We start from the raw sequence: 24,440 nt of genomic DNA on the forward strand, positions 1-24,440 counted from the left end.
CGGCCCAGGAGCGGAGCTACTCGCCCTTGTTCTTCTGGACGATCTCCTCGGCCACGGCCTTGGGGACCTCGGCGTAGGTCTCGAACGTCATCGAGTAGACGGCGCGACCCGAGGTCTTCGAGCGCAGGTCTCCGATGTAGCCGAACATCTCGGACAGCGGGACGTTGGCCCGGATGACCTTGATGCCGGTGGCGTCCTCCATCGACTGGATCATCCCGCGACGCGAGTTGATGTCGCCGATGACGTCGCCCATGTACTCCTCGGGAGTGCGGACCTCGACGGCCATGAGCGGCTCGAGGAGGACCGGCTGCGCCTTGCGCGAGGCCTCCTTGAACGCGATCGAGCCGGCGATCTTGAACGCCATCTCGGAGGAGTCGACGTCGTGCGCCGCTCCGTCGACCAGGGTCGCCTTCACGCCGACCATGGGGTAGCCGGCGAGCACGCCGACCTGCATGGCGTCGCGGATGCCCGCGTCGACGGAGGGGATGTACTCGCGCGGGACGCGGCCACCGGTGACGCCGTTGACGAACTCGTAGGTCTTGTCGGCCTCGACCTCCATCGGCTCGATGGTGATCTGGACCTTCGCGAACTGGCCGGAGCCACCCGTCTGCTTCTTGTGGGTGTAGTCGTACTTCTCGACCGTGCGGCGGATCGTCTCGCGGTACGCGACCTGGGGCTTGCCCACGTTGGCCTCGACGTTGAACTCGCGCTTCATGCGGTCCACCAGGATGTCGAGGTGCAGCTCGCCCATTCCCTTGATGACCGTCTGACCGGTCTCCTGGTTCTGCTCGGTGCGGAAGGTGGGGTCCTCCTCCGCGAGCTTCTGGATCGCCGTGCCGAGCTTCTCCTGGTCGGCCTTCGTCTTGGGCTCGATGGCGACCTCGATGACGGGCTCCGGGAAGGTCATCGACTCGAGCACGACCTGCGCGGCCGGGTCGCTCAGGGTGTCACCGGTGGTGGTGTCCTTGAGGCCGATGACGGCGTAGATGTGGCCGGCGGTGACCGAGTCGACCGGGTTCTCCTTGTTGGAGTGCATCTGGAAGATCTTGCCGATGCGCTCTTTCTTGCCCTTGGTCGAGTTGATGACCTGGGCGCCGGAGTCGAGCTTGCCCGAGTAGACGCGGACGTAGGTCAGGCGGCCGAAGAACGGGTGCACGGCGACCTTGAACGCGAGCGCCGAGAAGGGCTCGGTCGAGTCCGCGTGACGCATGATGACCTTCTCCTCGTCGCGGACGTCGTGCGCCTCGATGGCGGGGACGTCGAGCGGGGAGGGGAGGTAGTCCACGACGGCGTCGAGCATCGGCTGGACGCCGCGGTTCTTGAACGCCGAGCCGCAGAGCACCGGGTAGATCTCGGAGTTGACGGTCATCTTGCGGATGGCGCCCTTGATCTCCGCGACGGTGAGCTCCTCGCCGCCGAAGTACTTCTCGAGCAGCTCGTCGGAGGTCTCCGCGACGGTCTCGAGGAGCTTCTCGCGGTACTCCGCCGCCTTGTCGGCGAGGTCGGCCGGGATCTCCTCGATCTCGTACTTCGCGCCGAGCGCGACGTCGCCCTTCGAGTCGCCGCGCCACGTGAGCGCGCGCATCTCGACCAGGTCGACGACGCCCTCGAAGGAGGACTCCGCGCCGATGGGCAGCTGGATGACCAGCGGCTTCGCGCCGAGGCGCTTGATGATCGTGTCGACCGTGTAGTAGAAGTCGGCGCCGAGCTTGTCCATCTTGTTGACGAAGCAGATGCGCGGGACGTCGTACTTGTCGGCCTGACGCCAGACGGTCTCGGACTGGGGCTCGACGCCCTCCTTGCCGTCGAAGACGGCGACGGCGCCGTCGAGGACGCGCAGCGAGCGCTCGACCTCGACCGTGAAGTCGACGTGACCGGGGGTGTCGATGATGTTGATCTGGTTCTTGTTCCAGAAGCAGGTCGTCGCGGCGGACGTGATCGTGATGCCGCGCTCCTGCTCCTGCGCCATCCAGTCCATCGTCGCGGCGCCGTCGTGGACCTCGCCGATCTTGTGCGTGATACCCGTGTAGAACAGGATGCGCTCGGTGGTGGTGGTCTTGCCGGCATCGATGTGGGCCATGATGCCGATATTGCGGACCTTGTTCAGGTCGGTGAGCACATCTTGTGCCACGGAGTTCCTCCGATAGGTGATGGAGCCAGCGCACCGGGTTCATGGCCGAATGGCTGGGATTCTGGTGGTGGCGGTCGCCCGGTCGCGGGGATCGGGCGATCCGCCGCCGGGACCGGGCCCGCAGCGCTGACGCCGCGGGCCCGGTGGTCGCGGTCGCCCGGAGGCGGCCGCGGGGTGCGCTACCAGCGGTAGTGCGCGAAGGCCTTGTTCGACTCGGCCATCTTGTGGGTGTCCTCGCGACGCTTGACAGCGGCGCCCAGACCGTTCGACGCGTCGAGGATCTCGTTCATGAGACGCTCGGTCATCGTCTTCTCGCGACGGGCCTTCGCGTAGCTGGTGAGCCAGCGGAGCGCGAGGGTGTTGGCGCGGTGGGGCTTGACCTCGACCGGGACCTGGTAGGTCGAGCCGCCGACGCGGCGGCTGCGGACCTCGAGGGTCGGGCGGACGTTGTCGAGAGCCTTCTTGAGCGTGACGACCGCGTCCTGGCCGTTCTTGCCGGCGACGCCCTCGAGGGCACCGTAGACGATGCGCTCGGCGAGGCCCTTCTTGCCGTCCAGGAGGATCTTGTTGACGAGCTGGCTGACGATGGGGGCGCCGTAGACGGGGTCTGCGACGACGGGGCGCTTGGGAGCGGGGCCCTTACGAGGCATTACTTCTTCTCCATCTTCGCGCCGTACCGGCTGCGAGCCTGCTTGCGGTTCTTGACGGCCTGGGTGTCCAGGGCGCCGCGAACGATCTTGTAGCGGACACCGGGGAGGTCCTTGACGCGACCGCCGCGCACGAGCACCATCGAGTGCTCCTGCAGGTTGTGGCCCTCGCCGGGGATGTAGGCGGTGACCTCGGTGCCGTTGGAGAGCTTCACGCGGGCCACCTTGCGGAGGGCCGAGTTCGGCTTCTTGGGCGTGGTCGTGTAGACGCGCGTGCAGACGCCGCGCTGCTGGGGGTTGGCCTTCAGGGCGGGCGCCTTGGTCTTGGTGACCTTCGGCGTGCGTCCCTTGCGGACCAACTGCTGAATCGTTGGCACTGGTTTTGCTCCTTGAATGCTGCACGGTGACAGCGGATCGATGGTCGACATTCGGCCCTCCCGTCTCCGGGAACGGCCGAGTTCATCTGGACCCGACGCACCCCGCGGCCCCGCGAACGGGACCGGGAGGGTGAGGGGTATGCCGTGGGGGCCGCCCGATCGGACGAACCCGCGGATCCTCGCGGACCCGGTAGAGCGAAGTGCGGCGACCGCATCGACCCGGAGGCACGACACAAGCGCACGGCAAAGCGCACACCCGAAGAATATTACGGGGAGTGACGGGGCCGGTCAACCGAGCGGCGTTCGCCCTGGGAGATGCCGCAGCGCCGCGGCAGGCCTCGCAGGGGCTTCGCGATCACTCCCGCTCGTCGCCCCCCCAGCCCCACTGGGGACTGCGGCCGCCGGCGTCGCGACGGGCCAGGAGCAGGAGGAACACGAGCTGGACGGCCGCCGCGAGCACGCCGGTCGCGATCGCGAAGACGGTGGGCGCGTGGTCGAGGATCCAGCCGAGGATCTCCCCCGGCTCCTGGCGGCCGAGCCCGTAGAGTGCTCCGCCCGTGAGGAGGAAGAGCAGATAGACGACCACTCCGGTCAGCAGCGACGGACCGAGGACGCGGTGGACGGCGGGACGGGCGGCGAGCGTCACCATCGCGACCAGCACCGCGACGACGCAGACCGCCACCGACACCGGCCCCAGCAGCGGGCCGGCGTCGCGCTCGGGCACGACGTCCTGGTCCAGCAGGAGGCTGAGGACTCCGAACGCGCAGACGACCAGGGCGAGGTAGAGGAAAGCGGCGAAGCCGGCCAGCGCGAGGCCGTAGCCCAGCCCGGCTCCCCGGCCCTGCCCCTGCGGAGTCACGACTGCGCGGCCGCTTCGCGCTCGGCGTTGCGGCGCTTGACGCCCCGGGCGCGGCCCGCGATCGCGGCACCGCCCCAGACGCTCGCCTCCCGGCCGAGGACGCCTGCGGCGAGCACCGCCGCGAGGACGGCGGGGTCGCGGACGTAGTCGAGCGCGAGGGAGCGGTCGATCGGCAGGGCGAGCGGTCCGACGGCGCTCCAGCCGCCGACCAGCGCGGCCGCGGCCGTGAGGAGGGCGACGAGGAAGCCGCCGAGGACGTAGGCCCACCAGCCCGCGCGGTTCACGACGAGCACGATCAGCGCCAGGCCGACGAGGAACGCGGCGACCGGGGCGAGGAAGAGCGCGGTCGGCGCCGCTTCGAGCGCGAGGGCGACCGGGTCGCCGCCGACGCGGTCGACGAGGAGGCGGATCGCGGTGAGGGCGACGAGGTACAGGACCGCGAAGACCGCGGTCGTCAGGAGGGCGAGCGCGAGGCCCGCCAGGCGGTTGCCGGAGCGCCGGACCGGCTCGGGCTCGGCCTCGACCGGTCCGAGGGCGCTCGGGGCGGACGCCGCGGCCGCCGGGGCGGCGGGCTCGACGGTCGGCTGCCGGCCGGTCACGGGTTCGGGCCAGACGTACTCTCGGGTCGGCTGGGGTCCGGTTCCGCCGGACGTCTCGGTCGCGGAGGGGATCCGCGTGGTCTCGGCGTCGCTGCTCCAGGTCACCCGGACAGCATAGGCACGCCTTCCGCGGCGCCCGGGGCGCCGCGCGGCTCCCCGTCGACGGGGGACAGCACCGACCCTCTACTCGAGGGGGTGGAGGAGGCGGTGCAGGAACTGCCGGGTGCGCGGCTCGCGCGGCTCCCGGAGGATCTGCGCGGGGGCGCCCCGCTCGACGACCACGCCGTCGGCCATGAAGACGACCTCCGACGCCACGCGCCGGGCGAACTCGAGCTCGTGCGTCACGACGAGCATGGTCCAGCCCTCCCCCGCCAGCTCCCGCATCAGCGAGAGCACGTCGCCGACCAGCTCCGGGTCCAGCGCCGAGGTGGGCTCGTCGAAGAGGAGCAGATCGGGCCGCAGCGCGAGCGCCCGGACGATGCCCACGCGCTGCTGCTGACCGCCGGAGAGCTCGAAGGGGTAGGCGCTCCCCCGGCCGCCGAGGCCGACGCGCTCGAGCAGGCGCTCCGCCTCCGGGACCACCTCGGACGCGGGACGGCGCTGCACCCGCAGCGGCCCCTCCGTCACGTTCTGGAGGACCGTCAGGTGCGGGAAGAGGTTGAAGTGCTGGAAGACCATCGCCGAGTGGTCGCGCAGCCCGGTCAGCGCCTTCCGGCCGACGCCGCGGTCGAAGTCGAGGACGCTGCCGTCGGCGAGCTCGACCACTCCGCCGTCCGGCACCTCGAGGCTGTTCAGCGAGCGCAGGACGGTGGTCTTGCCCGAGCCGGACGGCCCGATCAGGGCGACGACCTCGCCGCGACGGACCTCCAGGTCGATGCCGCGCAGCACCTCCACCCCGCCGAACGACTTGCGGAGGCCGCGAGCCGTGAGCACGGGCCGGGCGTCGGTCGGGGTGTCAGCGGGCGACATAGCGGTCCAATCGCTTCTCGAGCAGGCCCTGGCCGCTGGAGAGCACCAGACAGATGAGCCAGTAGATCAGAGCGGCCTCGAGGTAGAGGAGCATGAACTCGCTCGACGCGGTGGCGATCTTCTGCGCCTGCCGGAAGAGCTCGGTCACCAGGATGAGGGAGGCCAGCGAGGTGTCCTTCACCAGCGAGATGAAGGTGTTCGACAGCGGCGGGACGGAGACCCGCGCGGCCTGCGGCAGGATGATGCGGCGCAGCGAGAGCGAGCGGCTCATCCCGATGGTGTGCGCGGCCTCCCACTGCCCCTTCGGGACGCTGAGGATCGCCGCGCGGATCACCTCCGCCGCGTAGCCGCCCACGTTGAGGGCGAACGCGATGGTGGCGCTGGGCCAGGGGTCGATCTTCAGTCCGAGGCTCGGGAGCCCGTAGAAGATCACGAACAGCTGCACCAGGAGCGGCGTGCCCCGGATGACGGAGATGTACGCCCGCGCGATCCAGGAGAGGATCCGCATCCGCGAGAGCCGCATGAGGGCGACCGCCAGCGCGAGCACGAGCCCGATGGCGAAGCTCGCCAGCGCGAGCGGGATCGTCCCGACGATGCCCCCGGAGAGGATCGGCCAGAACGACCGGAGGACGAGGTCCATTGTGTTCTCCCGCCTTCGCGGGAGGATCCGCGGTCGGCTCGATCGGGTGGTGGCGTCGGGAGCGGATCGTGTCCGCCTCCTGGGGAATGCTGGCACGCTTCGCGCCCGGGCGGGCGCCCTTGCGGGCGGACCCACGGCGTGAGCCGCTGCCCCGCGCCTCCGCCTCCGTGCCTCTCACGCGCGAGACGGCCCCTCCCGGCGGGGGAGGAGCCGTCTCGGGGCCGGGCTACTGGGAGACGTCGGCTCCGAAGTAGCGCTCGGAGATGGAGGCGAGGGTGCCGTCCTCGCGCAGCTCGTCGAGGGCGGAGTCGACGGCCTCGACGAGGTCGTCCGAGCCCTTCGGGAAGGTGAAGGCGCTCTCGGAGGTGTCGTCGGTGGTGACGGCGACCTTGAGGCCCGCGGCCTGGTCGGGGTAGGACGTGGACCAGTCGAGCCAGGTGAGGCGGTCGTTCACGGTCGCGTCGACGCGGCCCTGCTCGACGAGGGCGATGGCCTGGGCCCAGCCCTCGACGCCCTCGACCTCGGCGCCGTTCTCCTGCGCGACGGTGTACCAGTTGCTCGAGAGCGACTGGGCGGTGGTCTTGCCGGAGAGGCCGGCGAGGTCGGTGATCGAGGTGTCGCTCGAGGGGACGATCACGACGCCGGGGCTGACCGAGTACGGCTCCGAGAAGTCGTACTTCGCCTCGCGCTCGTCGTTGATCGAGACCTGGTTCGCGATCACGTCGAAGCGCGCTCCGTCCAGGCCCGCGAACATCGCGTCCCACTGCGTCTCCTGGAAGTCGGGCTCGACACCCAGCTTCTCGGCCACGGCGGTGATCACGTCGACGTCGTAGCCGGTGAGAGCTCCGGTCCCGCCGTCGGCGTGGAAGGAGAAGGGCGGGTAGGTGCCCTCGGTGCCGATGGTGAGCTTCCCCGAGTCCTTCACCTCGGACAGGCTCAGGCCGGAGCTCGCGGAGGCGGTGCCCTCGCCGCTCGAGCCGGAGACCACGTCGTCGGTCGAGGCGGGCGCGCAGCCGGCGAGGACCAGGGCGGCGGCGGCGGCGGTCGTGCCGAGCAGGACGCGCAGGGAGGTGCGGGCGGAGAGGGTCACGGTGTTGTCCTTCGGTGCATCACGGAGTCGTGGCGGTCCCGCTGCGCCGGATGCGGCGCGGGGATCGACGAGGGGACGGGTCGTCCCGGGGCGGACCGCTGCTCGGCGGAACCGCCCGGAGTGACGATAACCAGTGGAGGGGGCGGCCCTATTCCCGCATGTCGCCGTGTGACGCCGGGAGTCCGGCCAGGAAGCGCTCGGCACCGGCGACCTCGTCGCTCGTGAGGCCCTCCGCCGACTCCGGGCGCACCAGGTGGAAGGGGGTGCTCTGCTCGCTCGCCCAGTCGTACGCGTCCTCGTGGAGGTTGTCGTCGATCCACACCACGGCGTCGATCGCGCCGCGCTCGGCGGCCGCCTCGAGCCACACCGCGACGGGCTGGAGCTTGCCCGTCCGGCCCGGAAAGCGCGGGTCGCGCGGGAGGCCGCCGTCGAAGACGATCGCCTCCGTGCCGGCCGGCAGCCCGAGGTCCTGGACGAGGACCCGCGTCAGGCGCGGCGGCCAGGTGGTGGCCCACACGATCGTGCCGACCGCGGCCAGCCGGGCGACGAGCGCCTCCCGCTCCGGCTCGAGCTCCAGGCGGTGCGAGCCCGAGGCGCGATCGCTGCGGACGGAGGGGTTCAGGACGCCGTCGACGTCGAGCAGGATCAGGGCGGCCATGCCTGTCACCGTAGCGGCGGCGGGGCGGATCGCGCGAGGAGCGCTAGCGTGACGGGATGCCTCCGTCCCTCGTGCTGCCGGGAGGCCGCACGGCCGTGCTGGGGCCCGATCCGGTGCGTCCGGAGGCGCTGCTGCTCACTGTCGACGGCGCGGAGCAGTCGCTGATCGATCCGCGCGATCCCCGCGCCCTGCACCTCGAGTACCTCGCCCGCCTCGGCGCGGTGGTCGACGCCGCCGCCCCTCCCGGCGAGCCGCTGCGCGTCCTGCACCTCGGGGCCGGCGCCCTGGCCCTGGCCCGGTACGTCGCCGCGACCCGGCCGGGCTCCCAGCAGCTCGCAGTCGAGAGCGCGGCAGGACTCGTGGAGTTCGTGCTCGAGCACGCCCCGCTCCCCCGCGGCGCGCGCGTCCGGCGTCTCACGGCCGACGCCGCTGGTCCCCTGCCGCCCTGGAGTGCCGACCTCGTCGTGCTCGACGTCTACGACGGGGACGAGATCCCCGAGGCGTTCTACCGCGCGTCCGTCCTCGCCCCGCTCGCCGCCCGGGTCGGCGCCGGAGGGCTCCTCGCGGTCAACGTCGCCGACGACGCCGACCACCGGAGGCTGGACCGCCTGCGCGGGGTCGTCCGCGGGCTGCTCCCGGTCACCGCGGCGGTCGGGTCGACCGCGTTCATCGAGGGGCGCGCCGGCGGGAACGCGATCCTGCTCGCCTCAGGCTCGGCGCTCGCCGAGCACGTCGCCGGACGCCTGCTGCGCGCCGGCCCGCACCCGGTCTCCGCCGCGGCGGATGGCGACGTCGTGGTCGCCGAGGTGGCGGTAGAAGTCGACCCGTGAGTCGAGAGTGACGCCGGTCTCGAGGTACTTGGCGCGGATCCGCTTGATGTAGGTGCGGACGGTGTGCTCGGCGACGCTGAGGTCGACCGCGACGGTGCGAACCGCCGCACCCGCTCCGTAGGCGCGCATCACGCGGCTCTCCTGCGGGCTCAGCACCGGGCGGCGCTCCTCGCGCCCGTGCACGAGCCGGTGGCGGGCCGTGTCCGAGATCCAGGTGCGGCCGGAGGCGACCGAGACGACCGCCGCGGCGAGCTCGCTGGGGTCGTCGCCCTTCCAGACGTAGGCGGCTCTCTCCCGTCGCAGCACCGCCCGCACCGGCTCCAGGGAGTCGGAGGAGGAGAGCACGACGAGGCCGACGGTCCGGGCCGCCGCGCGCTCGAGAGTGTCGGCCACCTCCTCGCCGGGCACGCCGTCCAGGTCGAGGACCGCGATGCGCTCGACGCCCTCCTCGTCGTGCGAGAACTGCGGCAGCAGCTGTGCCAGCAGCGCCTGGAGCGCGGCGCGCTCGATCGCTGGTCCGTCCACGACGGCCAGCGTGAACCGATCGAATCCGGTCACGGGGGTCCCCTAGCAGGGGCAGGTTCGGGTCCGCCCCGGCTGCACCGTAGCGGTCCGCGGCGTCGTCGTGCACGCGACGGGACATTCCGTCTCAGTGGGAGGACGCCCCCAGAGCGCTCCGGATCGGCTCACGGAGCGCGTGGAGGACCATCCGCGACGCCGTCTCCGGCTAATGTCCCTCACCATGGACGACAGCGCAGAGGGCTCCCGGCGGGCCCGGAGGATCCCCGCGGAGCAGGTCCGCAGCCGCATGATCGCCACGGCGCGCGATGTCGTCTCGAACCACGGCCTCACGGTCAGCTTCGCGCACCTGCCGATGGAGGAGTACATCCGCCTGGCCGGCGTGCCCCGCAGCTCCGTCTACCGCATCTGGAGCACGCGCGAGGAGTTCGTGGCCGACCTCGTCGGCGAGGTCTTCGTGCGGGACCGGTACGCGGAGGGCGCCGACCCCGAGGCCCAGCAGGAGATGCGCGAGGTCTACGAGCGCTCCACCGATCTCCTCTCCACGGCCGCCGGCCGCCGCCGGGTCGCCTGGGAGACCATCCGCATCGGCGCACGGGCGAACGCCGAGTCGCTCCGCCGCTCCGCCGACTGGTCGTCCTACAACGCGCTGCTCGCCTGCACCTTCTCGATGGAGGAGGGGCCTGCTCGCGACGCCGTGCGGGCCACGGCGAAGCGGATCGAGGGCATGCTCACGCGCCGGATGCGGGACTACTACGAGGAGACGCTGGAGGTCTTCGGCGGCACGATGCGCCCGGGCTTCACGACGCTCCAGCTCGCGCACCTCACGGCGATCGTGATCGACGGACTCGCCCACCGCGGCCGTCTCCTCGACGACGACCTCGATGCTCCCGTGACCGCCCCCGGCCTCGACGGCGAGCCGGTGGAGTGGACCCTGGCGGCCTGGACGATCCGCTCGATCGTCGACGGGATGCTGGAGCCCGTCGCGGAGGACTGAGCGGGGCGCGGGCCGGACCCCGCGGCCCGGATCAGTCGTCCGGTTCGGTGAACCCGTCGATCAGCAGCAGGACCGACACGACCGCCAGCGACGGCCCGTCGGGATCGGCCGGGTCGAGCGGGCCGGTCACCAGCTCCGGGGCCGCGATGCGCGCGATGCACAGTCCCTCGACCAGGGCCGAGACGGCGGAGGCGAGAGCGGCCCAGCCGCGGCCCGGACGCAGCCGGAGCCCCGCCTCGGCGAGGGTGTGCTCGTAGTACTTCGCCATGTTGTCGATGAAGTGCAGCTGGCGGGCACGCAGAGCCGAGCTGATGGCGGTCCGCGCCGGCTCCTCGTGCGAGTCGACCGCGCCGGCGAGGGCGATGAAGTTGCGCCAGTGCTGCGCTGAGAAGACGTTGTCGACGTTCGCGTCGACGGCGATCCGGACGGAGGCGACCAGGGCTTCGCGGCGCTGCGCCGCGGTGGGCTCCGGGTCGAGGCTGCGGTGGAGGTGGGAGTTCCCTGCCCGCAGCGACGGCTGGTCGAGCCGGGTGGTGAGGACCCGCTCCGGGATCGCGGCGATCAGCTCGTCGTAGAACGACTGGCGGGTGGGCCAGATCCGGTACACGGTGCTGCGCGGCACGCCCGCCGAGCGGATCACGTCCTCGAGGGGCAGATGGGCGACTCCGACGCGCAGGCCCTCGGCGCGGACGACCGCGAGAGCGGCGTCCAGCAGGCGAGTGCGGACCTGCTCGCGGGTCAGGCGCGCAGGACGGGCCGGCTCCTCCGCTTCGAGGGGGTCGTCGCTCATCAGGCCTCCGCGCCGGGATGCACGGAGGACTCTCCGACATCTGCTGTTCAGGAGAGCGTACCCGGACGGAGCGCGGAAGATGAGAGGAGATCGGAGACGGGCGCGGCCCGCGCATGCGGCTCGGGTGCCGCGCGGGCCGCGCTGCCTGTCCCCCAGGCGGCCTCCCCATGGGCCGATCCGACCGTATGCTGCCCAACAGACGTCCGTCAACCGACGCGACATGATGTCGCTTCGGGAGAGTCCGCCGGCCGGTCAGGAGGACCGCCTCCGGGACTCCTCCGCCGCCGGGAGCGCCCTCGCCGCGGTCTCGGCCCGGGAGGCGTGCGGAGCGGACATCTCGCCCGCGACGACGTCCGACACGACGCCGGTGGCGTGCTCGACGAGGTCGACGTTCCTGGTCAGCCGCGCGTGGTGGCACGGGCTCGCATCGACGTCGACCACGAGCTTCGCGAAGCGCAGGGCGTCGCCGAGCCGCGCGAAGGGCGACAGCTCCGCGACCAGGGAGGGCACGTCCGCCGCGGCGAGGTAGGTGTAGCGGCAGGTCGAGACCACGTAGTCGTCGACTCCGGCCGTCGCCGATCCGGTCGCGACCATGATGTCGCCGAGGTCGACCGGGGCGCTGGCCACGCCGAGCGCCACCGCAGCGGTCACCTTGATGTCGCCCACCAGCGCCGTCACGTGCACGCCGGCGGGCCAGGGCGGCAGCGAGCCGAGCTCGGTCGATCCCGTCCGCAGGCCCTTGCCCGCCGCCGAGGCGAGGGCGTCGATCATCGGCACCCCCGTGCACTCCCCCGCGTGCTCGGCGTCCTCCGAGACGGCGTCCCCGCAGGAGGCGAGCATCGCCGAGACGCTCAGCCGGCTCTGCGGGTCCAGTCCCGCGATCACCGCGGGGCTGACCTGACCGGAGTCGTCGACCATCCGTCCGAGGCGCTCCGCGACGTCCGATCCCGTGTTCGGGGTGCCGAAGGTGAGGACGGACGAGACCATCGACGAGACGGCGGTCCCGTCGACCGAGCCGCTCAGCGCCTGGCGGGCGGCGAGCCCTCCCATCGAGTGTGCGACGACGACGGCGCGGTGGCCGGTCGCGGAGACGAGGCACGCGATCGAGGAGGCGAGCGCGTCGCTGATCCCCGGGTCGGTGACCCAGCGGGCGGCGAGCCGGCGGTAGTCGAAGGTGTAGACCGCGGCGCCGTCGATCTGCTGCAGCCGGCCCACGAGGGACGGCTCCGGAGCGTCGAGCGGAGCGGTCGCCGATTCGGACGAGACCATGTCGACGAGGTGGGAGAAGGCCCCCGTGCGGTCGGCGTCGTGGGTCGCCGTGCCCAGCCAGCCGTGCAGCAGCACGATGGGCACCAGGGCGGCGGCGGAGCGCGGCCGGACGTCGTCCCCCGTCAGCACGGGAGCCAGCTCCGCGACGCCGCAGGATGACGGAGCGACCGCCTCCGCCGCCTCGGCACGCCCCGCGGGCACGACGACGGCACCGACCACCACGAGCAGTGCGGCCAGCACGACGACCACGAGTCTCATCCGTGCGTTTCCTCACATGCCGCGACCAGGACGGGGGAACGGGTACAGGCTCGACCCGACGAGCACCCGTCGAGTCAATCACCCCGCCCCCGGGAGGAAGGCCTCTCGTCGCGAACGGGCGGCCCCCCGTGCGGGTGACCGCGGGTCCGGAGACGACGAAGGCCCCGCCGGTGTCCCGACGGGGCCTTCGATCGTTCAGCTCACCTGGATCAGCTGTAGTTGCCCGGCTCGTAGCCGTCGCTCGAGAACGAGTCGAAGTCGACGAACGAGAGGTCGGCGTCGCTGAACGCGGCGTCGTCGGCGAAGATGCGGTTGGGGTACCGCTCGGCCTTCGCCTCCTCGGTCGCCTCGACCGACACGTTCCGGTACTTGGGCAGACCGGTTCCCGCCGGGATCAGCTTTCCGATGATCACGTTCTCCTTCAGGCCCACCAGCGGGTCGCGCTTGCCCTCCATGGCCGCCTGCGTCAGGACGCGGGTGGTCTCCTGGAAGGACGCGGCCGACAGCCACGACTCGGTCGCGAGCGAGGCCTTGGTGATGCCCATGACCTCCTGGCGGGCGGACGCGGTCCGCTTGCCCTCGGTCAGAGCCGCACGGTTGACCTCGCTGTAGCGCGAGCGGTCGACGAGCTCGCCCGGCAGCAGCTCCGTGTCCCCGTGGTCGACCACGGTGACCTTGCGGAGCATCTGACGCACGATGACCTCGATGTGCTTGTCGTGGATCGGCACACCCTGCGAGCGGTAGACGCCCTGGACGCCGCCCACCAGGTGCTTCTGGACCTCGCGGACGCCCAGCACGCGCAGGACCTCCTTGGGGTCGACCGTTCCGACGTGCAGCTGCTGCCCGAGCTCGACGTGCTGGCCGTCCTCGATGAGGAGCTGCGAGCGCTTGAGCACCGGGTAGATGACCGCCTCGTCGCCGTTGTCCGGCTGGAGGATGACGCGGCGGGCACGGTCGGTGTCCTCGATGGTGATCCGGCCGGCGGCCTCCGCGATCGGCGACGCGCCCTTGGGGGTGCGGGCCTCGAAGAGCTCCTGCACGCGGGGAAGACCCTGCGTGATGTCGTCGGCCGAGGCCGATCCACCGGTGTGGAAGGTGCGCATCGTGAGCTGCGTGCCGGGCTCGCCGATCGACTGGGCCGCGATGATGCCGACGGCCTCTCCGATGTCGACGAGCTTGCCGGTGGCGAGCGAGCGGCCGTAGCAGGCCGCGCAGACGCCGACGGCGGACTCGCAGGTCAGGACGGAGCGCACCTTGATGTGGCGCACGCCCGCTCCGACCAGCTTCTCGATGAGCACGTCGCCCACGTCCTCGCCGGCCTCGGCGACGAGCTCGCCGGCCTCGTTCGACGCCGGGGTGGCGAGCGAACGGGCGTAGACGGAGTTCTCGACGTTCGAGTCCTTGATCCAGGCGCCGGTGGCGTCCTGGAGCATGATCGGCAGGTCGAGGCCCTTCGAGGTGCCGCAGTCGTCCTCGCGGATGATGACGTCCTGCGAGACGTCGACGAGTCGACGCGTCAGGTAGCCCGAGTCCGCGGTGCGGAGCGCGGTGTCGGCCAGACCCTTGCGGGCACCGTGCGTGGCGATGAAGTACTCGGCGACCGACAGGCCCTCGCGGTACGAGGAGATGATCGGTCGGGCGATGATCTCGCCCTTCGGGTTGTTCACCAGGCCTCGCATGCCGGCGATGTTGCGCACCTGCAGCCAGTTTCCGCGGGCACCGGAGGTGACCATGCGGTTGATGGTGTTGTCCGTCGGGAAGTTCGCGCGCATGGCCTTGGCGACCTCGTCGGTCGCCTCGGTCCAGATCTTCACGAGCTCCTGGCGGCGCTCGGCCTGAGTGGTCAGACCCTTGTCGTACTCGGACTCGACCTTCGCGGCCTTCTTCTCGTAGCCCGCGATGATCTCGGGCTTCGACGGAGGCGTGAGGATGTCGGACAGCGCCACCGTGACACCCGAGCGGGTGGCCCAGTAGAAGCCGGCGTCCTTGATCCGGTCGAGGGAGGCGGCGACCTCCACCTTCGGGTAGCGCTCCGCGAGGTCGTTGACGATCCCGGAGATGGTCGTCTTGTCGGCGACCTGCTCGAAGTAGGGGTAGTCGACCGGCAGCGCCTCGTTGAAGAGGGCGCGGCCGAGCGTGGTCTCGAGGAGGACCGGCGCGGTGACCTTGCCGTTCTCGTCGATCTCGACGCCCTCGGGGGCCTGACCCTGCGCGAAGTACACGTCCGACATGCGGATCCTGACCTTCGAGTTCAGGTGCAGCGAGCCCTGGTCCTTCGCGAGGATCGCCTCCGAGACGGAGGAGAACGCGCGGCCCTCGCCGGCGGCGCCCTCGCGGATCGTCGTCAGGTGGTGGAGGCCGATGATCATGTCCTGCGTGGGCAGGGTGACCGGACGGCCGTCCGAGGGCTTGAGGATGTTGTTCGACGCGAGCATCAGGATGCGCGCCTCGGCCTGGGCCTCGACGGACAGCGGCAGGTGGACGGCCATCTGGTCGCCGTCGAAGTCCGCGTTGAACGCGGCGCAGACGAGCGGGTGCAGCTGGATCGCCTTGCCCTCGACCAGCTGGGGCTCGAAGGCCTGGATGCCGAGTCGGTGCAGCGTGGGCGCGCGGTTCAGCAGGACGGGGCGCTCGCGGATGATCTCCTCGAGCACGTCCCACACCTGCGGGCGCGAGCGCTCCACCATGCGCTTGGCGGCCTTGATGTTCTGTGCGTGCGACAGGTCGATCAGGCGCTTGATCACGAACGGCTTGAACAGCTCCAGCGCCATCTGCTTGGGCAGACCGCACTGGTGCAGCTTGAGCTGCGGGCCGACGATGATGACCGAGCGGCCCGAGTAGTCGACGCGCTTGCCCAGCAGATTCTGGCGGAAGCGACCCTGCTTTCCCTTGAGCATGTCGCTCAGGGACTTCAGGGCGCGGTTGCCGGTTCCGGTGACGGGGCGGCCGCGGCGGCCGTTGTCGAAGAGGGCGTCGACCGCCTCCTGGAGCATGCGCTTCTCGTTGTTCACGATGATCTCGGGAGCACCGAGGTCGAGCAGGCGGCGGAGACGGTTGTTGCGGTTGATCACGCGACGGTAGAGGTCGTTCAGGTCGCTGGTCGCGAACCGGCCTCCGTCGAGCTGCACCATCGGGCGCAGCTCCGGCGGGATGACCGGGACGACGTCGAGGACCATCGCGGCCGGCGAGTTGCCGGTGGCGAGGAACGAGTTGACGACGCGCAGGCGCTTGATGGCGCGGATCTTCTTCTGACCCTTGCCCTCGGCGATCTGCAGGTGCAGAGTCTCGGCCTCGGCCTGGAGGTCGAACTGCTCGAGGCGCTTCTTGATCGCCTCGGCTCCCATGTAGGCCTCGAAGTACACGCCGTAGCGGTCGACGAGCTCGTTGAAGACCGCGTCCTCGGGCTTGAGGTCGCCGACCTTGAGGGTGCGGAACTGCTCCCACACGCTCTCGAGCCGCGCGATGTCCTCGTCGAAGGACTTGCGGATCTGGCCCATCTCCTTCTCGGCGCCGTCCTTGGTGCGGCGCTTCTGGTCGCTCTTGGCGCCCTCCGCCTCCAGGGCGGCGAGGTCCGTCTCCAGGCGCGCCAGGCGGTCGGCGATGCGGGAGTCGCGCTGGTCCGAGAGGGTCTTGATCTCGAGCCGGAGCTCGTTCTCGAGGCCGGGCATGTCGGCGTGACGGCCGTCGTCGTCCACATCGATGATCATGTACGCCGCGAAGTAGATGACCTTCTCGAGGTCCTTCGGCGCCATGTCCAGCAGGTATCCGAGGCGCGAGGGGACGCCCTTGAAGTACCAGATGTGGGTGACGGGGGCGGCGAGCTCGATGTGGCCCATCCGCTCGCGGCGGACCGAGGACTTGGTGACCTCGACGCCGCAGCGCTCGCAGACGATGCCCTTGAAGCGGACTCGCTTGTACTTGCCGCAGGAGCACTCCCAGTCGCGAGAGGGTCCGAAGATCTGCTCGCCGAACAGGCCGTCCTTCTCGGGCTTGAGGGTGCGGTAGTTGATGGTCTCGGGCTTCTTCACTTCACCGTGCGACCAGCGACGGATGTCATCGGCCGTCGCGAGGCCGATGCGCAGCTCATCGAAAGTGGTTACGTCGAGCAATGTTTTCTCCTTGTCGGAAAACAGGGTGTCTCGTCAGAGACGGGAGGTCGTCAGATGCTGGCGCGGATCAGATGTCGTCGACGGAGGACGACTCGAACCGGGAGGAGATGTTGATGCCGAGCTCTTCCGCGGCGCGGTAGACCTCGTCATCGGTGTCGCGCAGGCTGACCGCGGTGCCGTCGGCCGAGAGGACCTCGACGTTCAGGCACAGGGACTGCATCTCCTTGATGAGGACCTTGAAGGACTCCGGGATGCCGGGCTCCTGGATGTTCTCGCCCTTGACGATGGCCTCGTACACCTTCACGCGGCCGAGGATGTCGTCCGACTTGATGGTGAGGAGCTCCTGGAGGGCGTACGCGGCTCCGTAGGCCTCGAGGGCCCACACCTCCATCTCGCCGAAGCGCTGTCCGCCGAACTGCGCCTTACCACCGAGCGGCTGCTGGGTGATCATCGAGTACGGGCCCGTCGAGCGCGCGTGGATCTTGTCGTCGACGAGGTGGTGCAGCTTCAGGATGTACATGTAGCCGACCGAGACCGGGTCCGGGAAGGGCTCCCCGGAGCGGCCGTCGAACAGCTGCGTCTTGCCGGACGAGCCGATCAGGCGCTCTCCGTCGCGGGTCGGGGTGGTGGAGTCGAGGAGCCCTGCGAGCTCCTCCTCCGCCGCGCCGTCGAAGACGGGGGTCGCGACCTTGGTGCCGGGCGCCGCCTCGCGGGCGTGCTCGGGCAGGCGCGCGGCCCACTCCGGCTGGCCCTCGACCTTCCAGCCCTGCTTCGCGATCCACCCGAGGTGGATCTCGAGGACCTGGCCGAAGTTCATGCGGCCGGGGACGCCGAGCGGGTTGAGGACGATGTCGACCGGGGTGCCGTCGGCGAGGAACGGCATGTCCTCGACCGGCAGGATCTTCGAGATGACGCCCTTGTTGCCGTGGCGGCCGGCGAGCTTGTCGCCCTCGGTGATCTTGCGCTTCTGAGCGATGTAGACGACCACGCGCTGGTTGACGCCCGAGCCGAGCTCGTCGTCGCCGTCCTGCGCGTCGAACACCTTGACGCCGATGATCGTGCCCTGCTCGCCGTGGGGCACCTTCAGCGACGTGTCGCGGACCTCGCGGCTCTTCTCGTTGAAGATCGCGCGGAGCAGGCGCTCCTCGGCCGAGAGCTCGGTCTCGCCCTTGGGCGTGACCTTGCCGACGAGGATGTCGCCGGGGCGGACCTCGGCGCCGATGCGGATGATGCCGCGCTCGTCCAGGTCGGCCAGGAGCTCCGGGCTGACGTTGGGGAGGTCGCGGGTGATCTCCTCCTTGCCGAGCTTGGTGTCGCGGGCGTCGACCTCGTACTCCTCGATGTGGATCGAGGAGAGGACGTCGTCCTTCACCAGGTTCTGGCTGAGGATGATCGCGTCCTCGAAGTTGTGGCCCTCCCACGGCATGAACGCGACGAGCAGGTTCTTGCCCAGCGCGAGCTCGCCGTTCTCGGTGGCGGGGCCGTCGGCGACGACCTCGCCGACCTCGATGCGCTCGCCGGCCGAGACGACCACGCGGTTGTTGTACGAGGTGCCCTGGTTGGAGCGGTCGAACTTGCGGAGGAAGTAGGTCTGCGTGCCGCCCTCGTCCAGCTGGACGGTGACGGAGTCGGCGGAGACCTCCTGGACGACACCGGCCTTGTCTGCGGTGATGACGTCGCCGGCGTCGATGGCCGCGAAGCCCTCCATGCCGGTTCCGACGACGGGCGACTCGCTGCGCAGCAGCGGGACGGCCTGACGCTGCATGTTCGCGCCCATGAGCGCGCGGTTCGCGTCGTCGTGCTCGAGGAACGGGATCAGCGAGGTCGCGACCGAGACCATCTGGCGCGGCGAGACGTCCATGTAGTGGACGCGCTCGGCGTCGACGAGCTCGACCTCTCCGCCCTTGGGGCGGACCAGGACCTTGCCCTCCGCGAAGCGGAAGTCCTTCGTGAGGGGGGCGTTCGCCTGGGCGACCAGGTACTCGTCCTCCTCGGACGCGGTGAGGTAGTCGATCTGCGACGTGACGGTGCCGTCGACGACCTTGCGGTACGGGGTCTCGATGAAGCCGAACGAGTTGATGCGCGCGAAGGACGCGAGCGATCCGATCAGGCCGATGTTCGGGCCTTCCGGGGTCTCGATCGGGCACATGCGGCCGTAGTGCGAGGGGTGGACGTCGCGGACCTCGACGCCGGCGCGCTCACGGGAGAGTCCGCCGGGGCCCAGCGCCGACAGGCGGCGCTTGTGGGTCAGACCTGCGAGCGGGTTGTTCTGGTCCATGAACTGCGACAGCTGGCTGGTCCCGAAGAACTCCTTGATCGCGGCGACGACGGGGCGCACGTTGATCAGGGTCTGCGGGGTGATCGCCTCGATGTCCTGCGTGGTCATGCGCTCGCGGACGACGCGCTCCATGCGGGACAGTCCGGTGCGGACCTGGTTCTGGATCAGCTCGCCGACCGCGCGGATGCGGCGGTTGCCGAAGTGGTCGATGTCGTCGACGTCGAGACGCAGCTCGACCGGCTCGCCGTCGCGCACGCCGGGGAGGGCGGTGCGGCCGTCGTGCAGGGCGACCAGGTACTTGATGGTCGCGATGATGTCCTCGACCGTGAGCACCGAGTCGGACAGCGCCTTGTCGATGCCGAGCTTGCGGTTGATCTTGTAGCGGCCGACCTTCGCGAGGTCGTAGCGCTTGGAGTTGAAGTAGAAGTTGTCCAGCAGCGCGCGGGCGGCCTCGGCGGCGACCTGCTCGCCCGGACGGAGCTTGCGGTAGATGTCGCGGAGAGCGTCCTCCTTGGTGAGGATGTTGTCCTTCTCGAGGGTCAGCTCGATCGACTCGTAGCCGGCGAACTGCTCGAGGATCTCCTCGCTCGTCAGGCCGAGGGCCTTGAGGAACACGGTGACCGACTGCTTGCGCTTGCGGTCGATGCGCACGCCGACCTGGTCGCGCTTGTCGATCTCGAACTCGAGCCAGGCTCCGCGGCTCGGGATGACGCGGGCGGAGTAGATGTCCTTGTCGGACGTCTTCTCCTGCTGGCGCTCGAAGTAGACGCCGGGGCTGCGCACGAGCTGGGACACGACGACACGCTCGGTGCCGTTGATGATGAACGTGCCCTTCTCGGTCATCAGCGGGAAGTCGCCCATGAAGACCGTCTGGGTCTTGATCTCGCCCGTGAGGTGGTTCATGAACTCGGCCTCGACGTACAGCGGAGCGGCGTAGGTCTTGCCGCGCTCCTTGCACTCCTCGATCGTGTACTTCTCGGGCTCGAGGTACGGGTTCGTGAAGCTCAGCTGCATCGTCTCGCTGAGGTCCTCGATCGGGGAGATCTCCTCGAAGATCTCGTCGAGGCCGGAGTTGGCGGGGAGGTCCTCCCGGCCGGCGGCCTTCGCCTCGGCGACGCGGGTCTTCCACGCCTCCGAGCCGACGAGCCAGTCGAAGCTCTCGGTCTGCAGCGCGAGCAGATCCGGAACGGTCAGGGTGTCGCTGATCTTGGCGAACGAGAGACGCGAAGCTCCGCGTCCGTTCTTGGGTGAGGTGGTGGTCGCGGTGGACGCAGCAGCCAAGGAAGGAACCTCCGTAGACCCTCGCGGGTCTCAATCTGTGGGATGTGTGGAGTGGGCTCCCGCCGGACGGGCCGTCACCCTGCCCGCACGCCGTGCGGACCGAGGAGACTCGGTCTTGGGGGCGGGGCTAGAGTGTGGCGACGGCATCCACCATCTGATGCCGGGTTCCGGTGACCTGCCGACCGCGATATGAGGGCATGGGTACTCGGGAGCGCAAAGTACGACTATAGCCGCATCGCGCCACGCCGCGCAAGTGCGGATGCTTGCGCCGCCCCGCGGGGTCCGGTATACGAGGCCACGGCCTCCCGGATCGACCGGAGCGGGCCGGGTGCAGAGCCCCGCCGTCCCGCCGCCGCGGCAGACTGGTCGGATGCAGGAACGCACCGGCCGCCGACGCGGAGACGACTCCGAGCACCCCCGAGCCGTGCTCGCCAGCGGGTACACCGCGCAGATCGAGCCCGACCGCCACGCGCCGGAGGCGGCGACCCTGGTCGTCGACGGCACTCCGCAGTCGCACGTCGACCTCGCGGATCCCACGCACCTCTCCTTCGAGTACGTCCGCCGGATCGGCCACGCGATCGACCTCGTCGCGCCCGAGGGCGAGAGCGTCACAGCGCTGCACCTGGGAGCCGGAGCGCTGACCCTCCCCCGCTACGTGGCCGCGACCCGGCCGGGCTCGCGCCAGCAGGTCGTCGAGATCGAGGGCGCCCTGGTCGAGCTGGTGCGCGAGGCGCTCCCGCTCCCCCGCGGGGCGCAGATCCGCATCCGCCAGGGCGACGCCCGCGAGGTGCTCGGCAAGCTGCCGCCCGGGCTGCGCGGCACGGTCGACGCGGTCGTCGTCGACATCTTCTCGGGCGCGCGCACGCCCGAGCACGTGACCAGCGCCGAGTTCTACGGGGCGATCGCGCCGCTGCTCGCCCCCGGCGGCCTCGTCGCGGTGAACGTGGCCGACGGCGGCGCGCTCGCCTTCGCCCGCGCCCAGGCCGCGACGCTCGCCTCCGTCTTCGCGCACACCGCGATCATGACCGACACCCAGATGCTCAAGGCCAAGCGCTTCGGGAACGTGGTGATGCTCGCCTCCGCCGACCCGCTGCCGGTCGACGGCCTGCCGCGGCGCCTCGCCTCCGACCCCGCCCCCGCCAAGCTCGTGCAGGGGCGGGAGCTCGAGAACTTCATCGCCGGCGCCCTCGTCGTCACGGACGAGACCGCCACCCCGTCGCCGCTGCCGGCCCGGAGCATCTTCCAGGTGCGGCGGGGCTGACCCGGGCCGCGCGTCGGGGCGCCGCCCGCGGACCCGCCGGTACACTCGACGCCGGGGGTCAGCGACCCCGACCGTCCTCTCGTCCGCCGCGCGCGACGATCCGGAACCGCACTCCACGAGGAAGCATCGCCCTGAGCATCATCATCCGCCACGACCCCGCGACCCTCCACGAGGAGATCGACGTCGACGCCGCCCAGGAGCGCCTGGAGGAGATCGGCGCCCTGCGCAGCCTCGCCGCGCTCACCGAGAAGGCGGAGCTGCTGCGCCTGCTCGGGCGCGTCGACGAGGCGTGGGACCTCGCGAACGAGGCCGTCCGCCGCACCCGCTTCTCCGGCGACCGCGCCGAGCTGCTCACCGCCCGCGTCCGCCGCGCCCGCCTCATGCAGCTCCGGGGCCGCACCGACGAGGCCCTCTCGGAGCTCGCGCTCTGCGTCGAGGAGGCGCGCACCCACGAGTGGCACCTCGAGCACTCCTTCGCGCTCAAGCACCGCGGCCTCACCTTCTTCGAGCTCGGCGAGTACGGCCGGGCGATGCGCGACTTCGACGCCGCGACCGCCCTCGGCGAGCGCGTCGGTGTCCCCGAGGAGGAGCTCGAGGTCGCGCGCCTGGGCTACGCCGCCGCCTCCGAGTTCCAGGACGAGACCGACCGCGGACCCCGCACCGACGGCACCGCCCGCGGCCGCCGCCGCGCTGACGGCGACGAGTCCTAGGCAGCGCCACAGGTGGCCGACCTCGACGACGTGGCCCGCTGGGCCGACGCGCTGATCGAGGAGCACCTCGACCCCTCCTGGACCTTCGCGCTCGACCACGCGCGCACCCGCGGCGGCGCCTGCCACTGGACGCGCCGCCGGATCACGGTCTCGCGCCACCTCGCCGCCCGCTGGAGCGACGAGGAGGTGCGGCAGACCCTCCTGCACGAGGTCGCGCACGCGCTCGCCGGGCCCGACGCCGGGCACGGAGCGCAGTGGCGGCGGATCGCGGCCCGGCTCGGCTACACGGGATCGCGCACCCACAGCAACCCGACCGCGGACGAACTCGCGCCGTGGATCGGCACCTGCCCGGGCGGCCACCTCTTCTACCGCCACCGCCGGCCCACCCGGCCCCTCGCCTGCGGCCGCTGCGCGCGCCGGTTCGAGCCCGCGAACGCGATCCAGTGGCGGCGCCGACCGGTTCCGGCGCCGTGAGCCCGGACGAGGCTCCGCACGGCGGGCGCACGCCGGTCACCGGCCAGTGGCTCCTCGAGGCCGACGGCCGGCGCTGGTGGTTCGACTCCGGCAGCCTCGCACTCGACTTCGCCACGACCGGAGCGCTGCCTCCAGGAGCGGCCGAGCACCTCGACTCCGACGCCGCTCTGGCCGCCTGGCTCGCCGAGCGCTTCGAGGCGGTCGGCCCCGAGAGCCGGGACGCGCGCCTGGACGACGCCCTGATGCTCCGGGGCGCGATCGCGCGCCTGGCCGTCGCCGCCGAGGCCGGCACCCCGCTCGACCCGCGCGACGTCGACGTGGTCAACCTGGTCGCGGCGATGCCCGACATCCCGCCGGTGCTGAGCGGCGGATCGCGGCAGGCCGGACGGCTGCACGCGGCGGGCCGGCAGGCGCTCGCGTCGATCGCCCGCGAGGCCGTGGGGCTGCTGGGTCCGGCCGTGGCCGGACGGCTGCGGCGCTGCGCGGATCCGGAGTGCCGGATGCTCTACCTCGACACGTCCCGCGCCGGCTCGCGCCGCTGGTGCTCGATGCAGCGCTGCGGGAACCGGTCGAAGGTCCGCGCCTACCGGGCGCGCGCGGCGGCCCCGCGCGTCTGACGGACCGCCGCGGCACCGGGAGAGGCGCCGCGGCGGGACGGGTCAGTCGGAGACGCGGACCGAGCGGTCGAAGGCGACGTAGCCCGAGAAGTCCTTTCCGACGCGGTCGAACGCCGTCGGGTAGGGGTGCGGGTACGACCAGGCCTTGTCCTTCTGCAGGCCGTCGCCGGTCTGCACCGAGAAGTACTGGCACTCGCCCTTCCACGGGCAGGTGTAGGGAGTGGGGCTCTCGACGAGCACGCCCTCGGCGATGCTCGACGGCGGGAAGTACCAGTTGCCCTCGATCGAGATCAGGTCGGAGTCGGGGGCGTCGGCGAGGACGACGTCGTTGAGGACGGCTTTCATGCGGGCCAGCTTTCGGTCGGGGCGGGGGCGGAGGAACCGCCTCCGCCGAACGCTACGCCGGGGGCGGCGAGTGGTCGAGGCGGCGGCTCGGATCCGCAGGGGCTTGTGCGCTCCGCGGACGCCCTGCACCGCTCGACGGCCGCGCCCGCCGGGGCGGCGGGTCAGCGGAGCACGGCCACCTCGTCGACGGTGTCGACCCGGGCGGCGGAGCGGACCTCGTCCGCCCGCCCCTCGGCGGCGAGCAGGCGGCCGGACTCGGACGCGGTGAGCAGGTGCGCGCACGCCCGGCGCAGGCCCTCGTAGGACGCGCAGGCCACCGCGGCCTCGGGCGAGACGTGGTCGATGCCCAGCCCGATCAGCGCGTCGACCACGGCGCCGGCGGCCAGCTGGTCCTCCATCGCGAACCGCGCCGCTCCGCTGTCGTCGACGTCGCCGAGGGCGATCACGTTGACGCTGGTGCGCCCGCCGTTCTCGTGCTGCCGCTCCAGGATCCAGCGGGCGACGGCCGAGCGGTCGGCCAGGCCCGCGCGGACGACGCGGCCCTCCACTCCCCCGAGGTCCGGGCCCTCGCCTCCGGGCAGAGCGTCGACGAGCACCGTGACATGGGCGGGGGCGAGCACGCGGAGGGCGCGGGCGCCCCACTCGAAGCGGATCTGGTAGGTCGACTGGTCGACGGAGGCGGCGGGAGCGGTCACCCTGACACGCTAGCGAGCACTGGACGCGCATACACGT

The 24,440-nt window shown here is 71.2% G+C and carries 21 protein-coding genes; 5 read left to right on the forward strand and 16 right to left on the reverse strand.

Features of this window, described 5'->3' with window-relative positions; all coding sequences use genetic code 11:
• Positions 1-16: 16 nt before the first annotated feature.
• The 10 genes from fusA to GSU45_RS12735 all read right to left on the reverse strand — a co-directional run bounded on the left by fusA (position 17) and on the right by GSU45_RS12735 (position 9,358).
• Positions 17-2,131, reverse strand: a complete 2,115-nt coding sequence (gene fusA / locus GSU45_RS12690) for an elongation factor G (RefSeq protein ID WP_104224571.1) — start codon at positions 2,129-2,131, stop codon at positions 17-19.
• A gap of 179 nt (positions 2,132-2,310) precedes the next feature.
• Positions 2,311-2,781 (reverse strand): 30S ribosomal protein S7, encoded by a 471-nt coding sequence (rpsG, locus tag GSU45_RS12695; protein ID WP_068251443.1) that lies wholly within the window; start codon positions 2,779-2,781, stop codon positions 2,311-2,313.
• Positions 2,781-3,155 carry a 30S ribosomal protein S12 gene (gene rpsL / locus GSU45_RS12700; protein WP_011186743.1) on the reverse strand — a complete coding sequence of 125 codons (375 nt, stop codon included), beginning with the start codon at positions 3,153-3,155 and terminating at the stop codon, positions 2,781-2,783. Before rpsL ends, rpsG begins: the two co-directional genes overlap by 1 nt.
• 355 nt (positions 3,156-3,510) lie before the next feature.
• A complete protein-coding gene (locus GSU45_RS12705) occupies positions 3,511-4,014 on the reverse strand; it encodes a DUF6121 family protein (protein ID WP_159915398.1) in 504 nt (167 codons plus the stop codon).
• Positions 4,011-4,718 carry a hypothetical protein gene (locus tag GSU45_RS12710; RefSeq protein ID WP_159915400.1) on the reverse strand — a complete coding sequence of 236 codons (708 nt, stop codon included), beginning with the start codon at positions 4,716-4,718 and terminating at the stop codon, positions 4,011-4,013. Before GSU45_RS12710 ends, GSU45_RS12705 begins: the two co-directional genes overlap by 4 nt.
• Positions 4,719-4,796: 78 nt before the next feature.
• Positions 4,797-5,582, reverse strand: coding sequence for an amino acid ABC transporter ATP-binding protein (locus GSU45_RS12715; RefSeq protein ID WP_159915402.1), 786 nt, complete (start codon positions 5,580-5,582; stop codon positions 4,797-4,799).
• A complete protein-coding gene (locus GSU45_RS12720) occupies positions 5,569-6,222 on the reverse strand; it encodes an amino acid ABC transporter permease (protein ID WP_159915404.1) in 654 nt (217 codons plus the stop codon). Before GSU45_RS12720 ends, GSU45_RS12715 begins: the two co-directional genes overlap by 14 nt.
• 226 nt (positions 6,223-6,448) lie before the next feature.
• Positions 6,449-7,210: an amino acid ABC transporter substrate-binding protein gene (locus GSU45_RS12725; RefSeq protein WP_244248303.1), complete on the reverse strand. Its 762-nt coding sequence runs from the start codon at positions 7,208-7,210 to the stop codon at positions 6,449-6,451.
• A 250-nt stretch (positions 7,211-7,460) separates the two neighbouring features.
• Complete coding sequence (locus GSU45_RS12730; RefSeq protein WP_159915406.1) at positions 7,461-7,970, reverse strand: HAD domain-containing protein; 510 nt, start codon at positions 7,968-7,970, stop codon at positions 7,461-7,463.
• A gap of 707 nt (positions 7,971-8,677) precedes the next feature.
• Entirely contained in the window at positions 8,678-9,358 is a 681-nt protein-coding gene (locus GSU45_RS12735) for a LuxR C-terminal-related transcriptional regulator (RefSeq protein WP_159915408.1), read from the reverse strand.
• A 184-nt stretch (positions 9,359-9,542) separates the two neighbouring features.
• Between GSU45_RS12735 and GSU45_RS12740 the strand changes: the two genes are divergently transcribed.
• Entirely contained in the window at positions 9,543-10,316 is a 774-nt protein-coding gene (locus GSU45_RS12740) for a hypothetical protein (RefSeq protein WP_159915410.1), read from the forward strand.
• 31 nt (positions 10,317-10,347) lie between these two features.
• On the opposite strand, the gene GSU45_RS12745 is transcribed toward GSU45_RS12740, so the two are convergent.
• The 4 genes from GSU45_RS12745 to rpoB form a co-directional block, all read right to left on the reverse strand.
• Positions 10,348-11,106: a TetR/AcrR family transcriptional regulator gene (locus GSU45_RS12745; protein ID WP_159915412.1), complete on the reverse strand. Its 759-nt coding sequence runs from the start codon at positions 11,104-11,106 to the stop codon at positions 10,348-10,350.
• A gap of 252 nt (positions 11,107-11,358) precedes the next feature.
• A complete protein-coding gene (locus GSU45_RS12750; protein ID WP_159915414.1) occupies positions 11,359-12,633 on the reverse strand; it encodes a hypothetical protein in 1,275 nt (424 codons plus the stop codon).
• Positions 12,634-12,842: 209 nt separating this feature from the next.
• Positions 12,843-16,742 (reverse strand): DNA-directed RNA polymerase subunit beta', encoded by a 3,900-nt coding sequence (locus GSU45_RS12755; RefSeq protein WP_159915416.1) that lies wholly within the window; start codon positions 16,740-16,742, stop codon positions 12,843-12,845.
• 67 nt (positions 16,743-16,809) lie between these two features.
• Positions 16,810-20,301, reverse strand: coding sequence for a DNA-directed RNA polymerase subunit beta (rpoB, locus tag GSU45_RS12760; RefSeq protein ID WP_104224581.1), 3,492 nt, complete (start codon positions 20,299-20,301; stop codon positions 16,810-16,812).
• Positions 20,302-20,671: 370 nt separating this feature from the next.
• On the opposite strand from rpoB, the gene GSU45_RS12765 reads away from it, so the two are divergent.
• The 4 genes from GSU45_RS12765 (at position 20,672) to GSU45_RS12780 (ending at position 23,363) form a co-directional block, all read left to right on the forward strand.
• Positions 20,672-21,562 (forward strand): fused MFS/spermidine synthase, encoded by an 891-nt coding sequence (locus GSU45_RS12765; RefSeq protein WP_159915418.1) that lies wholly within the window; start codon positions 20,672-20,674, stop codon positions 21,560-21,562.
• 380 nt (positions 21,563-21,942) lie between these two features.
• A complete protein-coding gene (locus GSU45_RS17140) occupies positions 21,943-22,272 on the forward strand; it encodes a hypothetical protein (protein WP_208543433.1) in 330 nt (109 codons plus the stop codon).
• Between the two features lie 12 nt (positions 22,273-22,284).
• Complete coding sequence (locus GSU45_RS12775) at positions 22,285-22,746, forward strand: SprT-like domain-containing protein (protein ID WP_159915420.1); 462 nt, start codon at positions 22,285-22,287, stop codon at positions 22,744-22,746.
• Complete coding sequence (locus tag GSU45_RS12780) at positions 22,743-23,363, forward strand: CGNR zinc finger domain-containing protein (protein WP_159915422.1); 621 nt, start codon at positions 22,743-22,745, stop codon at positions 23,361-23,363. Before GSU45_RS12775 ends, GSU45_RS12780 begins: the two co-directional genes overlap by 4 nt.
• 42 nt (positions 23,364-23,405) lie before the next feature.
• Here the strand turns inward: GSU45_RS12780 and GSU45_RS12785 are convergent, their stop codons facing one another.
• A complete protein-coding gene (locus GSU45_RS12785; protein ID WP_104224584.1) occupies positions 23,406-23,708 on the reverse strand; it encodes a DUF427 domain-containing protein in 303 nt (100 codons plus the stop codon).
• A 161-nt stretch (positions 23,709-23,869) separates the two neighbouring features.
• The gene (locus GSU45_RS12790) at positions 23,870-24,403 is read right to left on the reverse strand and encodes a 2-phosphosulfolactate phosphatase (protein WP_159915424.1); all 534 of its coding nucleotides are present in this window, start codon (positions 24,401-24,403) and stop codon (positions 23,870-23,872) included.
• Between the last annotated feature and the right edge of the window lie 37 nt (positions 24,404-24,440).

It is taken from the genome of Rathayibacter sp. VKM Ac-2801, from assembly GCF_009834245.1.
In the GTDB taxonomy this organism is placed as follows: Bacteria; Actinomycetota; Actinomycetes; order Actinomycetales; family Microbacteriaceae; genus Rathayibacter.

Excerpts from the sequence above, each read along its gene's own strand:
- GSU45_RS12730 (WP_159915406.1), bottom strand. The coding sequence starts at position 7,970 with ATGGCCGCCCTGATCCTGCTCGACGTCGACGGCGTCCTGAACCCCTCC.
- GSU45_RS12740 (WP_159915410.1), top strand. The coding sequence starts at position 9,543 with ATGGACGACAGCGCAGAGGGCTCCCGGCGGGCCCGGAGGATCCCCGCG.
- GSU45_RS12765 (WP_159915418.1), top strand. The coding sequence starts at position 20,672 with ATGCAGGAACGCACCGGCCGCCGACGCGGAGACGACTCCGAGCACCCC.
- GSU45_RS17140 (WP_208543433.1), top strand. The coding sequence starts at position 21,943 with ATGCAGCTCCGGGGCCGCACCGACGAGGCCCTCTCGGAGCTCGCGCTC.
- GSU45_RS12785 (WP_104224584.1), bottom strand. The coding sequence starts at position 23,708 with ATGAAAGCCGTCCTCAACGACGTCGTCCTCGCCGACGCCCCCGACTCC.
- rpsG (WP_068251443.1), bottom strand. The coding sequence starts at position 2,781 with ATGCCTCGTAAGGGCCCCGCTCCCAAGCGCCCCGTCGTCGCAGACCCC.
- GSU45_RS12750 (WP_159915414.1), bottom strand. The coding sequence starts at position 12,633 with ATGAGACTCGTGGTCGTCGTGCTGGCCGCACTGCTCGTGGTGGTCGGT.
- GSU45_RS12715 (WP_159915402.1), bottom strand. The coding sequence starts at position 5,582 with ATGTCGCCCGCTGACACCCCGACCGACGCCCGGCCCGTGCTCACGGCT.
- GSU45_RS12720 (WP_159915404.1), bottom strand. The coding sequence starts at position 6,222 with ATGGACCTCGTCCTCCGGTCGTTCTGGCCGATCCTCTCCGGGGGCATC.
- GSU45_RS12745 (WP_159915412.1), bottom strand. The coding sequence starts at position 11,106 with ATGAGCGACGACCCCCTCGAAGCGGAGGAGCCGGCCCGTCCTGCGCGC.